This is a genomic window from Flavobacterium sp. (assembly GCF_031411595.1).
GTDB lineage: Bacteria > Bacteroidota > Bacteroidia > Flavobacteriales > Flavobacteriaceae > Flavobacterium.
The window spans coordinates 14,091-29,159 of the sequence record NZ_JANOBI010000021.1; the positions used below are offsets into that span (position 1 = coordinate 14,091).

A 15,069-nucleotide genomic window follows, 5' to 3' on the forward strand; every position below is an offset into this window, starting at 1 on the left:
TTTCAATGCTATCAAACAACTAAACGATGAAAAATCAATTTATAAAATTCCCAGTAAAAGAAGTACATTTTGATTCCGAAAAAGCTGTAACAACTTATTTCATAGGATCTGATGTTAGAGATGTAAGCAATTATGAAAAAATTGCTCTTGATAATTCTAATGAATATTATCAATTTGTTTACGACGATAACACCAATTGGTTTGCAGATGCGGAAACAATCCATGAATTATTTCCTAGTATCAAAAAAGAGCATCGAGATAGTGAAACCCCTTTTGAAATTCCAATTTATTTAGAAACTTCAGCCGAGAACAGAGGATTAATTGGGAAGATTATATTGAAGGTTATTCGGGTATTTACGAAATCTGCAGAAGATCGTTTGGTAAAAGACATTGCTATTGATTTAGAAAATAAACATTTAAATTCAAGAGAAGGGCTTAATCAATTGAATAGTCAATTTGAATTGGTTGATTTCAATCCAGATACACATCCCATCGATAAACCGTATTTGCTTTTTATTCACGGAACCAATTCCGATACGGTGGGTGCTTTTAGTGCTTTGCAAACCAATGACACTTTCGCAAAAATGGTGGCCATTTACGGACCCAATATACTTGCCTTCCAACATCGTACTCTTACTCAAAGCCCTTTATCGAATGCCGTTGCCTTAGTTAAGAGTATGCCTGATGGCGCTACGTTACATGTGATCAGTCATTCTCGTGGTGGCTTGGTTGGAGACATCCTTAACAAATATGTATCTAATAATGGTAATCCTCAAAAAGGTTTTTTAAAAGAAGAACTAGAGCTCTTAAAAAAGGAAAACCGGACGGATGATTTACAACAAATACAGCAATTGGATGCCTTGTTTAGCAACAAAAAAATCTACCTAGAGAAATTCGTTCGAGTAGCTTCGCCTTCTGCAGGAACGCTACTCGCATCAGAACGCATTGATCATCTTATCAATATCTTGTTTAATATGCTGGGCGATAAAGTAAATGTAATTGCCGATTTGACACACGAATTGATTAGTTCCGTATTAAATGAAAAAAACAACATCACTGTCTTACCTGGTTTGGAGGCAATGAACCCACAATCGCCTTTTATAAAAGTTCTTAATAATAGAAATGAGCAATCGGCTGTTGACGGAAAATCTTTGATGGTCATCTCAGGCAATGGCAAACTTAGTGTCAATTTTCATGGGCTATTGGTGATTCTTGGGAAATTATTCTATATGCAACGAAATGATTTGGTGGTCAATACCGATTCGATGTATTTAGGCGTAAGAAGAAAAAGCGACATTCAATACTTTTTTGACGAAGCTAGCTCTGTTGACCACATTCATTACTTTGTTAATAGTAGTACACAAATAGCTTTATTGAATGCTTTAAAAACACCAACTGGTGAAATTATTCCCGGCTATAAAAGCGTCCCTCAATTAGAAGTTCCTTCTAGCGATCGTGGTGTTTTCGGATTGGATAGCGGCGAGCTATTCCCCGACCCAGTACTGCCTTCCGGCAAAAAACCAATTGTCATCTTACTGCCAGGCATCATGGGATCTAATATTTATAGCGATGAAGACAATCGCTTATGGTTGAATTATTGGAAAATTATTGGCGGTGGTTTGCATAAAATGCCCGATTTAAATCTCCAAAAATCAAAAGCAAAATCCGTAATAAAAACATCCTATGCCAAATTATACCACCAACTATCATTTACTTATGATGTCATTGTGTTCCCATTTGATTGGAGACAACCGATGGATGTTTGTGCCAGTCAACTCAATGACAAAATTATAGCACTACAAAAATTCAATAAACCCATCAAAATTATCGGACATTCGATGGGCGGTGTTTTGGTGCGAGATTTTATAGCCTATCATCCGCAAACTTGGCAAAGCTTGAATGCGAGTCCGAGTTTTAAACTTATCTTTTTAGGGACACCACTAAAAGGTTCCCATCGAATATTGGCTGTGTTGTTTGGCAAAGACAGTATCATCAATAAATTAGGCACTTTAGATATCACACATACCAAAAAAGAATTGATTGAGTTCTTTACCCAATTGCCCGGTATCTTGGCATTATTACCATTGACAGAAACCGCGAATGAAGATTATTCCGATATCGCCATTTGGAAAAAAATGCGAGCCGCCTTAGGAGATTTGACTTGGCCACTGCCTGATAAAAAAGATGCAAATGCGGTAAGTTTTTTAGATGGATTTAAAAAATACCGTACTAAAATAAATCAATTGGTGCAGCAGAATGGCATCGATTATACGAACATGATTTATATCGCAGGTCAAGATGCGGCAACACCTTGTGCCTATACCATAGAGAATGGAAACCTATTCTTTGAATACACCAAAGAAGGCGATCATAGCGTCACTTGGGAATTAGGAATTCCGAAAACACTGCAAGAAAAAAACCAAGTCTATTACACCAACATCACCCATGGAGATTTGGCTAATGCTCCAACTTTGTTTGCGGGCATCGAAGAATTGCTTTCAAAAGGAACTACTTCCAAGTTATCACAAATAAAACCAGCGTTTAGAGAAAGTGCTGCAACATTTCGAATGACGGAACATTTTGATTTTGATTTTTCCGAAAACGGATTGCAAAATACCATTTTAGGTGTGGGCTCGGTTAAAGAAATTACAACAAACGAAAACCCAATTGCGGTCACAATCAGCCATGGTGATTTATCCTACGCAACCTTCCCTGTCTTGGCTGGGCATTTTAAAAACGATGCCATTCTTTTAGCGGAAAAAGTTATTGATGCTAATCTAAATTTTATCCTCAGAAACAAACAAAGAATCGGCTCCTATCCTGGCGATATTGGTACGAATGAAATTGTCAACCACAATACGCCGTTTTTTAAAGGCGCTATCATTGTAGGTTTAGGAGAACCCGGCAAATTGACATCCCATTTATTAGCGAAAACAGTCGAAATAGGCGTTTCCGATTACTTACTGAGTCTTTGCAATGCTGATAATTGTCCTGACAGTGTTGGTATTTCTACGCTATTAATAGGCAGTGGTTATGGTGGATTATCGATTCAAAATTCGACCAATGCTATTATTGAAGGCATTAATAAGGCCAATAAAAATATCGCTTCTTTAAATGGGAAGCGCCCGTGCAGGATAGCCAACCTTGAATTTATAGAGCAAGACGAATCTAGCGCCATCAACTGCCTTTTTGCAGCTAGAAAAATTGAAATCTCAAAAAACGAAAGCTACAATATTGTTTTACAGAAAAGAACCATCAAAAAATTATTTGGTGCTAAGAAAAAATTGCGTTTAGAAAACACAGAAGATTGGTGGAATAGAATTACCATTAAAACGCAAGAAACCATAATCAATGGAAAAAAACTAAAACGCTTAAACTTCAATGCCAGCACTAAAGACGCTCGTGCTGAAGAGAACGAATTGTTTTCAAGTACCGCATTGATTGATGCTTTTATCAAAGAAATTTCGGTCGGAAATAATTGGTCCGAGCAACATGCCAAAACCCTTTTTGAACTAATGATTCCAAATGATTTTAAAGATCAATTAAAACGAAAAGGTTCTATATCGTGGGTTTTAGACAAAGAAAGTGCTGCTTATCCTTGGGAATTATTGCAAGATAATTCAATGAATGCGAAACCACTTTGCATTGATGCCGGCATGATCCGACAGCTTGTTACCAAAAATTACCGACAACAAATAAATAGCGTTACGATTGAAAAAGCATTAATCATTGCAGACCCATTATTAAATTCAAATAAAATTAATCAATTGGCTGGTGCAGCACGCGAAGGAACTGCAGTTGAAAGCCTCATGGATTTTAGAAATTATGCTTTTAAATCCTTAATTAATAGTTCGGCTAATGAGATAGTCGCTGCTTTATTTTCGGAGTCATATAAAATAATTCATTTGGCAGGTCACGGCATATATGATGCTGAAAATCCCGAAAGAACGGGAATGGTTATCGGAGACGAAATATTTCTAACGCCTTCACAAATCAAGCAAATGACCAACGTTCCTGAATTGGTTTTTGTGAATTGTTGTCACCTAGGCAAAATAGATGCTGCTGACGATCAGTTATACGAACAACGTTATCAATTGGCAGCGAACATCGGCACACAATTGATAGAAATTGGTGTAAAAGCGGTCATTGTGGCGGGTTGGCAAGTAGATGACTTGGCGGCAGAGAAATTTGCAAAAATATTTTATGACCAAATGTTCGATGGTGTATCGTTCGGAAATGCGGTTAAGAAAGCGCGTTTAGAAATTTTTGATGCCACGGATGCTAAAAACAATACTTGGGGAGCATATCAATGCTACGGAGATCCGTATTACAGACTAGACCAACGTCAATCTAAAATTACAAAAGAAGAAAAGACGTATATCATTGAAGAAGAAGTCGCTATCGATTTAGAGAATTTACTCAACAGCTTAGATGTTAGAGGCTGTAAAGAAGACGATGTGCTAGAGCGATTGAAAATGATTACCGATGGTAGGATTAAAGCGGGAATTTCGAGTCCAAGATTGACCGAATTAGAAGCTTTTATCTATTATGAATTGGGATTGTATAAACAAGCGCACGATAAGTTTGTAGCGCTCAAAAACAATGAAGATGCTCAATTTTCGGTAGTTGCTTTAGAAAAGTATTGCAGCAACAAAGCGTATTTGTGTTATGAAACGTATTTGACCAATCATGATGCTGTAACAGCTCTTAAAGGATTTAAAGAAATTGTAAATTACTTCGACCTTTTATGTCAAATCAATGACACTTCTGAGCGAAAATGCCTTTTGGGCAGCACTTACAAAAGAATTGGATTTGTTTCTAAAACTAGCTCCAAAAAAACAGAAGCTTATCAAGAAGCAGTTGATCTTTACAAAAAAGCATTTGACAGTAGTCATAAATCATATCCACTGAATAATTACTTGATTTTTCAAACGATTCTTGATTTAGACAAACCCACGAAACAATGGCATATCACTGCTTATGAAAAAGCAACGCACAGCACTTTCTTACTCAATAAAATTCGGGAATTAAACGATTCCGAAATCAATATGGATTATTGGGAAAAAGCCGATTATACTTATGGTGAACTAGCACTCTTATTTTTAGATTCTAAACGAGCGAAAGATGAGATGGTTTGGGAGAAACTGTTTCAATCTTATAGAGAAACACGTGAAAAATACGGGTCGATTGGAAAGAAAAAAGCAGAAATATCTAATTTGGTTTTGATACTGGACGCTTTGGATATACTGAAAAAAGATGCTTCAGGAGCTATAGCTAACAAGCACGGACAGCAGATTAAAACTAAAATTGAACAGTTGTTATTGTACATCAATATTTAATTGCTCTAGTATAAAAAGTTTCAAAAAACATAGTCAACTAAAAACAATTAAAACACACCAATATGACCGTAGATATTGAAAATGCCTATAAGACTATTGCCAGACAAATCAACTCACCTGTTGGGCAATGTGTTTTAATTTTAGGTCCAGAATTAATCATCAATAAAGAAGGTATCGGATACAAAACCTTCTTTAGAGATATCATACCTAAAGACAGCAAATATTTTGACTCAGAAAACCTATTCTATTTTAATGGCTCTGATAATTATACTATAATCGATGAAGTAATCAACTATTATAAAGAAGTTGGAGATCCAGCATTGATGGAGATGATTTCTAGAATAAAATTTCCATTAATTATCAACGTAAATCCAGATAAAGCAATCAATAAAATTTACGCCAATAAAGGCATCCCGTTTTCAGAAGGCTATTTCACAAAAGACTCTAAAACGGAATTTAATACTAAAATTCCAATTCCCTCCAAAGACATGCCCGTGATTTATAATATTTTCGGGTCTTTAGATGTAGAACAATCCTTGATACTGACACACAAAAGACTCTATCAAACCATCGAATATTTATTACCTAAGAAATCCTTACCTGATAATATCGAATTGTTTCTCAACGAAACTGCCAATAGTTTTATTTTTTTAGGATTTAAATTCGATTCTTGGCAATACCAACTGTTATGTCATAAGCTGATTATCAATACATCAGACGATTCAAAAACCAACATCAGTTCTCCAAATATTATTGAAAATGAAAATGTTTCAATTATTATGAACAACTCTTTTAAAATGAAATTCACATCGGAAAATCCGATGCAGTGCATACACAATATTATTGAATACTGTGAAGAAAAAAACTCTGAGAGTTTGCGACCTAAAAACCCAAATGGTACTTACAGCACTTTTATTTCCTATGCTCGAAAAGATGAGACCAATCCGGATCGAGAGAATGTGGTAGATCTCATTGAAAAAAAGTTTAACGAATACAATCAAAACGATTTGTTTCAACTATTTAGAGATAGAAATGATTTAAAATATGGAGATAGCATTAGTTCTTTTATGACGCATATTGGAATCGGGAAATCAGTGATTAGAATCATTAGCCATAAATATTTGACTTCTATTTATTGCATGATTGAAGCCTATCGAATGCATATTTATAACGATAAGGATCGAAGAATTTTCACCATTATCATGAATGATGCAGAAATTCACGCAGAAGATAGCATCCAAAAATATAAAGCCTATTGGCTTGATAAATGCCAAACAATCCTAAAAGATCCTACCAAGTTGGCAAGTGGTAATTACGATGATTATGTGAGTATCTATCGTTTTATAGACACTTTTATTGACGAGTTGAAAGATCAAATCTATCTTGATCTAGCGTATGTCGACATCTACAAAAAGGAAGAGGCTACTGAACCCGTCGAATGGAGCATCAATGAAACTAAAAAAGACGATTTCGAAAAATTTATAAACGGGGTGTTTACTAAAATGCAAGAGCAATAATCATGGGAACAACAGCTAATTATCGGTATCCAGGAATCAATTATTTCACCAAAAAAGACAAGGCTATTTTTTGTGGAAGACAAGAAGATACGAATACGCTTTATACCCAAGTCATGCTCAGTAGAACATTAGTTCTACATGCCGATTCTGGAGCAGGAAAGAGTTCGCTCATTCAAGCGGGGTTTTTACCACTTTTAGACGAAAGACAAAACGAATCTTTCAAACTAGATACAAACCTTGTTAAATATTTTCCCATAACCATACGGTTTGATTTTTTAAAAAAAACAACGGAAAATGAAAACAAACAAAGTACGATCAATAAGGAAGCTTTAATCGAAGATACTCTTGCCAAAATTAAACTCGAATTCCCACAGCTAAATACCATTCATTTACCTTATACCGATGCAATCAATACCGATTCTTTGTGGTGCATTGGAAAAAAAATGGCTACAGAAAAATTAAAGCCACTATTGATTTTCGATCAATTTGAAGAGCTACAAGCCTATCCAATAGAAACCATTACACATTTTAAAAAAGAACTAGCAGAGTTTTTGGGTTCCGAAATGCCAAAGTCCATTTATGATGCCATCAAGCAAACAGCTACTGAAATGAGTAGCCGAGGGAACACAACGGATGATGAAAAAAAGAAATTAAATGACAACATTGCATTTTTTGAAAAACCATTAGATGCCAAAGTAATCTTTGTGTTAAGGGAAGATCGATTAGGCACGATGAGTTTGTTGTCTGATTATTTTCCGAACATCCTTAAAAATGATTTTCTACTAAATCCTTTATCCTTCGAGAATGCCTGCGTTGCTCTGACAGAACCTGCCATGGCAATTGGTGATTTCGAATCGCCACAATTTATCTTCGAATCTAAGGAATTGGTGACGAAATTAGTGACCGAAATTGCCGACAATCAAACCAGGTTGGTCGATCCTATACAAATTCAAATTGTGGCTACAAAAATTGAACGGAATTGTATGACGAAAGCTGCCTTACATCCGAACACAGATGGCAAACCATATGTAGTAACGCAAGAAGATATTCCGAATTTGAGTGATATTATTAATGAATTTTACAACAATTGTTGGACTACATTAAAAGATAAATTAGAGCTTTCTGATGCAGAATTCGAAAGTAAAAGAAACAAAATCACTAGTACTTTGGTGATTAATGACCGGAGAGATTTGGTGAATTCCGGTTGGATTATCGACAACCAAACCAGCAATATCGACCAAAAAATAGTCGACGAGCTTCTGGCTACTGGCTTGCTAAGAGTGGTGCCATATGGCAAAGTAAAATATTACCAACTCTGTCACGATCGCTTTATAAAACCCGTTGTGGAAGACCAGCAAAAGTATGAGTTGATTAAGAAAGACAAAGAAACAGAAAAGCTCAAAAAGGACTTGGAAAGTGAGCGAAAAAGAGCCGATAAAATGAAAGAGCTCTATAGAAAAATAAAGATAAAAAATAAAATTACCATAGCCGTTGTATGTATTTTTTTAATAATCAGTTATTATTATTCTAAGACTATATTAGATGCTAAAGCAGAATTGATAATCCTAAAAAAGAAAGAGGTTACAATATCAAAATCGTTAGCACTAGATTATATTGCAAAAGCGGATAATCTTATTGAAGAAAAAAGATATCCCATTGCCAAAAGTTACTTACTTGAAGCTAAAAAATTTCTAACTGTTTACAAAAATGATTCTTTAAATAAATCAATTAATAGCAAATTAAGAGAGATTGAAAATCAAAAAAAATAAATCATGAAAAATATAGTATACTTCATTTTACTACTCAGTATAACAGCTTTTTCTCAAACAAACAAAGTCAATATTAAAAACTTTAATGACTTAATTGATGAAGGGAATTTTAATTATAATAAAAAACTTTATAGCGAAGCGAATAAAATCTATAAGTATGCGAAAACTTTTGCTATTGATATGCACTTAGGGCAAAAAAAAATTGATGAAGCTGAAAAAAAAAGAGTAGAATCTCAAAATAAAATTGATGAACCTAAAAACAAACCAGAACTTGAAAGAAAAAAGCCAATTCCTACGACGCAGGTTATCAAGCCAATTCCTATTAAAAATCTTTCATCTTCAAAAAAATATTCAAATCTTTTAGAAGAAGCTAAAATAGTCTATAATGATTACGCTCAAGAGCTTATTGAAAAAAATAAATTCGATGAAGCTAAAGAATTATATGAAAAAATTCTTAAGTACGACCCAAATAATGCAGTGACAACACTTAATCTTTTTAGTTTAAATAGTACCTTGGATCAATTAAAACAAAAACAAACAAAACTTGATCAAAAGAAAATAGAACAAAAACAATTTGAGGAGCTCTATGAAAAAGTAAATGATATTTCTCAGTTACTTACTTATTTAAATTTTAGTTTGGAAAACAAAGAGGAAGAGACTTCGAAAACAATTGCTCAAAAAATACTTAAGATTGAAGATTCTCCAAAAATGAGAGATAGTATTTCAAGTTCGTATTTCAATATTACAGGTAATAGTCATTTTAAAGAATTTTTCCTATCTAATACTGCTAAAATAAAAGAATATCGTGACTTCTATTTATATGAAAAGATTGTTTCAAAAACTAACTATCTTAAAAGTTTTGAATACTACTCTAATCTAGTTGAATTAGATTTAGAATATTTAAAAACAAACCCTGAAAATTTATTGGTAATACAATTCCAAACATCTCAACATTATAATAATAAAGGTTGGTATAGTATGTTGTGCAAAAAGTTTGATAATTTATTGGATTATTTTAATGCAAGCCTCAAATATAGAAGTGCCAACATAGTAGCTGAAGGCAACATACCACACGCCTATTTGTTTACCAATCAGATCGAAAAAGCCAAAGAACTCTATTTAAGCCTGAAAGACCAAGGTTTCGAAAAATTTAGTCAATATAAAACTTTTAAGGAAGCCTTTCTAGCCGATTTCAATACTTTTAGAGAAGCAGGCATTAAAAATAATGATATGGATAAAATACAAAAGTTATTAGAGCAATAATCATAGTGTGAAATTTTAAAACTAAAAATCATGAAACTAACATTCATCCTTTGGCTCACATTTGCAATCTTTGCTACCGCAATGGGTCAAGTAACTGAGGTAGTTCCAGCTGTAGCGACTGACACAGTCAAAACAGTCCAAAATACTGTAAGCCCTTTAACTAAAAAAAACAGAGCAGCACCTAGCGAGGCAAAATATACATTCCTCAATGGGCTCAATTTTGACTTCAACAGCAATGATAAAACGAGCTATGTTGGGCATTTCAATATTTATGTACCAGCAACAGAAACTAACAATTGGGCTATCAATACGGGCATTATGAAAATTACCTATATGCCAAAAGACAGTCTGGTTGAGACCAAAATTGAAAACGTCCTGATCAATCCATTGGATGTTATCGATGGTGTTGGAGATCAATACAAAAGGCAATTCAACCGACACAGTGCGCAAACCAATGCCTCGTCATTTAGTTTGTATGTGCAGCCGATGTATCGCTTTAAAACCCTTGGAACGGCTCAAATATATGTTCATGGTCACTTAGAGTTATTAATGTCTAAATACGAAACCAAAACTAAAATCAAAACGATACAAACCGAAGAAGTTACTATAGCAGCAGGAGATCCTATTCCTGCTGAAGCAGATTTGATTCGTTTTTTACCTTCACAAACTACCAAAACGGTCAATTTGAATACAGGCAATATAGGTGCTGGTGTGACGTTCGATTTTAATTTTAGAGACAATTGCGTTTTATTTTTTCAAGCAACAACAGGCATTGCTCTTAATCATGCAGACAATTTCCCGACCATTGATGATGAAGGCAATTATACGATAGCAACCAGTGGTAAATCGCAAAAATTTTACTTGGTAAGAACTTATTTTCAATACTTTACTTCTACCGCAACGCAATTGGTAATTGGAACTGACATCAGAGGCTATTTCCCAAAACAAACACCGTATACTTCGGTTTATATTGGGATCAATTTAGGACTAGACAAAATCTTTAGCATGTAAACCATTAATACGAACTCATAAAAAACCAACATCATGATTACGGGAAAAAAAGGAATTTTAATTATCGAAGAATTTGAAGGTTTCGAACCAAAAATGTACAAAGACGCTGTCGGATTACCAACCATTGGCTACGGAACATTGATTGATACCAAAGAAGAACAATGGCTAAAAACCGCTATCATTACGAAGGATCAAGCGGAAGTTTTACTAAGAAGAGAACTCGGTATGATTGAACGCAATCTCAACGTGATGTTGAAAAAAACCATTACTCAAAACCAATTTGATGCTTTAGTGTCCTTTGCTTACAATTTAGGTATTGCCAATTTGAGAAGCTCTACCCTACTCAAAAAAGTCAATAGAAACCCTGCCGACACCACAATTCGTGACGAGTTTATGAAATGGGTTCATGCAGGTGGTAAAGTGCTCAAAGGATTACAAACCAGAAGAAAAGCGGAAGCTGATTTGTATTTTAAGAAGTAGGTTGTGAAATCTAAAATAATTAGAGATAATTATTATCAAAGTGGGTTGCGCTTTTACATTCTTTTCGAAACAAATTCAAGTTCTTTATTTCACTAAAAAGTGATTAAAGTGGCTTTAATAGCCTCTTTCAATTTTGACTCTACATTGGTTTCATCAGCAAAATCTGCCCATTTTTTTACTGCATCACTAGTTTGTTGGATAATTTCATTGGCTTTTTTGATATTCATCGATTTGGCAACGGTCAATAAATCTGCTTTCGTGATGGCATTTCTTTTACCGTTTATACTTAATGCATGTTGGCTTACCCATTCGCTTCCAGGCCTGTAGGCATAACAGATGTCGTAAGCGGGTGCTAGTTCCCAATCCTTGTCCTTTCTTAGTCGAAAAGCAAAGTTTTTAGTATGATCATCACAGTTGCGCGCCATGACATTAAAAACCATCCTACGAAACATTTGTTCGGCTTGAGGGTATGGAAGTCTCAATAATCGCATGGTTTGGAACAGTTGCTCGTAACTATAGCTATTTACGTTATTGAAGTCAAAATGCTGCATCGCACAAAAGGTTTGAATGTGGTATTTAATATCGCCATCTTCTCTATCAAAACGTTGCGTCATAAAGTGTGCTCTGCCGTTTTCTTCCAATAATCGACATTCGGTCATTTCAATGTTGCAGGCTTTTGCCATTAGGTAGTACGCCATTTCTACACGACCGTATCCTATTGAAGCTCCAAATTGACTATCGCTTACACCATCTAATTTTATCAACCAATGATCGAATCCCTTTGGTGCTTTGGCTTGCCCCGATTTGATAACTCCTGTTTTTTCATTATAAGCAATAATGGCTTTTGGTCTGGCACCACCAGCAGAAGTACCTATTTTTAGAATATCCAATAATGCTTTTTGTTCGTCGTCATTTAAGTTGGCTTCAAACTCTTGTCGGTTGTTGACTACTTCCTGCGTTATTTTAACCAAATTGTCCATTTCGATCGTGAAAGCGGTTTGATTGGATTTGAATTGTATGGGTTCAAATTCCAATGCTCCCATACCTCGTGTTCCAATAAAGCATAATAACTCGACGGGATTCAAACTGTTTTCGGGGCGACCGTTTTGTGCTAACCAAGCGTTTATTAATTGATTTCCATATTTATCGGGAAGTACATCGGCGAGTAATCCCGGTAATCCTTTGAAAGTGGCACTTCTAACTAAATCCGGAAAGGAAAAAATTTGGTTGGCTTGATGCAACGGCATTTTTAATGGAGCCAATTCCCATTGTTTTGCTACGAATTTTGGGTCGTATTCAAAACTAGCAGTTTGGGTATTGGTATCCCACGCTACTGCACCCACGCGTTCGTCCCAAAGATTAATAAAAGCGGTTGTAATCATTACCAGTCGGAATTGCTGTCGTTAGTATTGCCTTTGTTTCGAGCTCTTTGTCTTTTGTTTTGTTCTAATTTAGCCAATTGCAATGGACTTATTTGTTCCTGCACTTTGAATACTTCCATGATATGAAGTAAGTTCAAAACTCTGAGGACTTGCAGTAGCGATTGCAATGTGATTTTCTGCCCTTTTTCAATTTGGGTTATCGTAGAGCGATTGATTCCGGCTTCAGTAGCCAGTTGCTGTTGGGTTTTGTTTTGTAACAAACGATGGTGTTTTACAAAAGCACCAATATTTTCTACTAGTGCCCCATCACTCATCGATAGCCAACTATTGCTTGAAATATCCATCACAAACTGTTTTATTAGCGCTTAATGCTGATTATTTCCAACAAAAATATGGAATAAAATTATAATATGATATTTTTTTGAAGTTTTTATTGCTCTTTGATTTTCCAAAAGTCAGCATTACAAAGATAATCTCCTTTGGTTTGGGAGATGTGGGTTACTTTAATTCAATACTTCTATAAAAACTCGTAGGTCTTTAAAATCAATTAAGCCCTAATCTACTAAAATTAAATCTTTGTATTCCGGTATTGCAACAATAAGAAAAAAATCAGATAATCTAATCGTTTTGGTTCTCTAAGCATATGTTTTATTCTCCACATTTGGTTTCCCTCCAACGATGTTGAGCAACAGCATTATCAGCCCAAGAAAATAGATGTCCACTCTTACTACAACATGCACATTTTAGGATATGATTGAGCAAATTACAAGGAGAAGAATGATCAAAAGGAGTCGAACTTGATTTATTATTAGCGTCATACAAAGTATCAAGTGGACTAAACGATTTTATTTTATAATATTGTGCCACATGAAGATAAATGAGAGTCGCATCAATTCGCGAGTGCCCAAGCAAATCTTTAATACTAATGATATCAAGCCCATCTTCTAGTAAGTGTGTTGCAAACGTATGTCTTAAGGTATGAACAGACATACTTTTAATAATTCTAGCTTGGTTTGCAGCTTGTCGTACTGCCCATCGAATCCCACGATTTGAATAACGGCTATCAAAATCGCCACCGGCACGCCCATTTGGACGCCCATTAAATAGCCATAGCTCAGGATTCTCCAAGAGAAGATACTCTTTAATCAAATTAACTAAAATAATACTTAAAGGAACATATCTGTCTTTTTTGCCTTTCCCTTGACGTACATGCAATACCATCCGGTCAAAATCAATATCTGGAATTGTAATATTTCGTGCTTCAAAACATCGAAGTCCGCATCCATACAATAATCCAATCAAGACACGGTGTTTTAAAAGCTTTGGCGCAACAAGTAGTCGCCTAACCTCTTCTTTACTTAGGACTACTGGAAGTTTTTTCTCTCTTTTAATCGATGGAAGTGCAATATACTTCTCATTAAGACCTTCCATCCGATAAGCAAATCTCAGACTGAAAACGGTAAATTTGAAATACGAATCTGAAGCCGAACTATAGTTTTGCTGCAGGTAATAAAGATATTCATCGATTTGTTCTGACTCGACTTTTGTAGGAAGCACATCAAAATGGATTGCAACTTGGGCGAGATGCCTGGCATAACCGCTGAGTGTGCTTTTGCTTTTTCCTAATAAAGAAATCTTCTGTTCTAACTTCTGATAAAATTCTGAAAAGCCAGCTACCTCATCGCAGGCTGTTTGAATGGTATTTTTTTTTTTGCATGTTTAATATTTTTTGACGGCAAATTAAGCTTATTATATTCTCTACATCCAAATTAAATATGGAGAAATTAATTAAGGTATTTGAGCAACATCTATTAGAAATTCTATCAAATGGTTCGAAGATAGATCAAGTTCGAGTACAAAATGACTCAAAAAAATTGACACCCGTACGTTTACATGGAAATTTCTGAGAATGGGGTAATTGCATATCCCCTTTTTTAAAAAAACTCATAGGGTAACGAAACTATGCGTTTCTATGTGTTTTTTGATAATTTCGCAAAAAAGAAAAACCCTTTAAACACTAATGTTTAAAGGGTTTTGAGCTTTTATGTTTCTTTTGAAACATGCTTTCCGCGGAGAAAGAGGCGCTTGAACCCTTTTGTGACGTCAGTGTTTGTTGGTGTTCCCGAGGTTTTAAATTAGTGGGGTAACGTATGGGTAACCGATTTTTTTATAGTATAAAATACTATGGTGAATTTAGGAAAAAAAATGATGCGGTTGGAGTTTTGAGAGAGTTTTTTCATATTAAATTCCCAATTAAAAGTCGTAAATATTTAAATCAATACATCTGCTTCAAATCAAAGTTTGAAAT

The 15,069-nt window shown here is 34.9% G+C and carries 9 protein-coding genes; 6 read left to right on the forward strand and 3 right to left on the reverse strand.

What is annotated here, in order from left to right; genetic code table 11:
- The first annotated feature begins 26 nt into the window (after nucleotides 1-26).
- From RMO03_RS03510 to RMO03_RS03535, 6 genes are all read left to right on the forward strand, one after another.
- Nucleotides 27-5,339: a CHAT domain-containing protein gene (locus RMO03_RS03510; RefSeq protein WP_309640703.1), complete on the forward strand. Its 5,313-nt coding sequence runs from the start codon at nucleotides 27-29 to the stop codon at nucleotides 5,337-5,339.
- Between the two features lie 62 nt (nucleotides 5,340-5,401).
- The gene (locus RMO03_RS03515; RefSeq protein WP_309640704.1) at nucleotides 5,402-6,856 is read left to right on the forward strand and encodes a toll/interleukin-1 receptor domain-containing protein; all 1,455 of its coding nucleotides are present in this window, start codon (nucleotides 5,402-5,404) and stop codon (nucleotides 6,854-6,856) included.
- Nucleotides 6,857-6,858: 2 nt separating this feature from the next.
- On the forward strand, nucleotides 6,859-8,625 hold the full coding sequence (locus RMO03_RS03520) for a hypothetical protein (protein ID WP_309640705.1): 1,767 nt from the start codon (nucleotides 6,859-6,861) through the stop codon (nucleotides 8,623-8,625).
- 3 nt (nucleotides 8,626-8,628) lie between these two features.
- A complete protein-coding gene (locus tag RMO03_RS03525; protein ID WP_309640706.1) occupies nucleotides 8,629-9,888 on the forward strand; it encodes a hypothetical protein in 1,260 nt (419 codons plus the stop codon).
- 30 nt (nucleotides 9,889-9,918) lie between these two features.
- A complete protein-coding gene (locus RMO03_RS03530; protein ID WP_309640707.1) occupies nucleotides 9,919-10,899 on the forward strand; it encodes a hypothetical protein in 981 nt (326 codons plus the stop codon).
- A gap of 33 nt (nucleotides 10,900-10,932) precedes the next feature.
- Entirely contained in the window at nucleotides 10,933-11,379 is a 447-nt protein-coding gene (locus RMO03_RS03535; RefSeq protein WP_309640708.1) for a lysozyme, read from the forward strand.
- 92 nt (nucleotides 11,380-11,471) lie between these two features.
- Here the strand turns inward: RMO03_RS03535 and RMO03_RS03540 are convergent, their stop codons facing one another.
- The 3 genes from RMO03_RS03540 to RMO03_RS03550 form a co-directional block, all read right to left on the reverse strand.
- Nucleotides 11,472-12,761: a type II toxin-antitoxin system HipA family toxin gene (locus RMO03_RS03540; protein WP_309640709.1), complete on the reverse strand. Its 1,290-nt coding sequence runs from the start codon at nucleotides 12,759-12,761 to the stop codon at nucleotides 11,472-11,474.
- Nucleotides 12,761-13,105: a helix-turn-helix transcriptional regulator gene (locus RMO03_RS03545; RefSeq protein ID WP_309640710.1), complete on the reverse strand. Its 345-nt coding sequence runs from the start codon at nucleotides 13,103-13,105 to the stop codon at nucleotides 12,761-12,763. The genes RMO03_RS03540 and RMO03_RS03545 overlap by 1 nt, the downstream gene beginning before the upstream one ends.
- A 304-nt stretch (nucleotides 13,106-13,409) precedes the next feature.
- Nucleotides 13,410-14,318, reverse strand: coding sequence for a tyrosine-type recombinase/integrase (locus tag RMO03_RS03550; protein ID WP_309640711.1), 909 nt, complete (start codon nucleotides 14,316-14,318; stop codon nucleotides 13,410-13,412).
- Nucleotides 14,319-15,069: the final 751 nt, after the last annotated feature.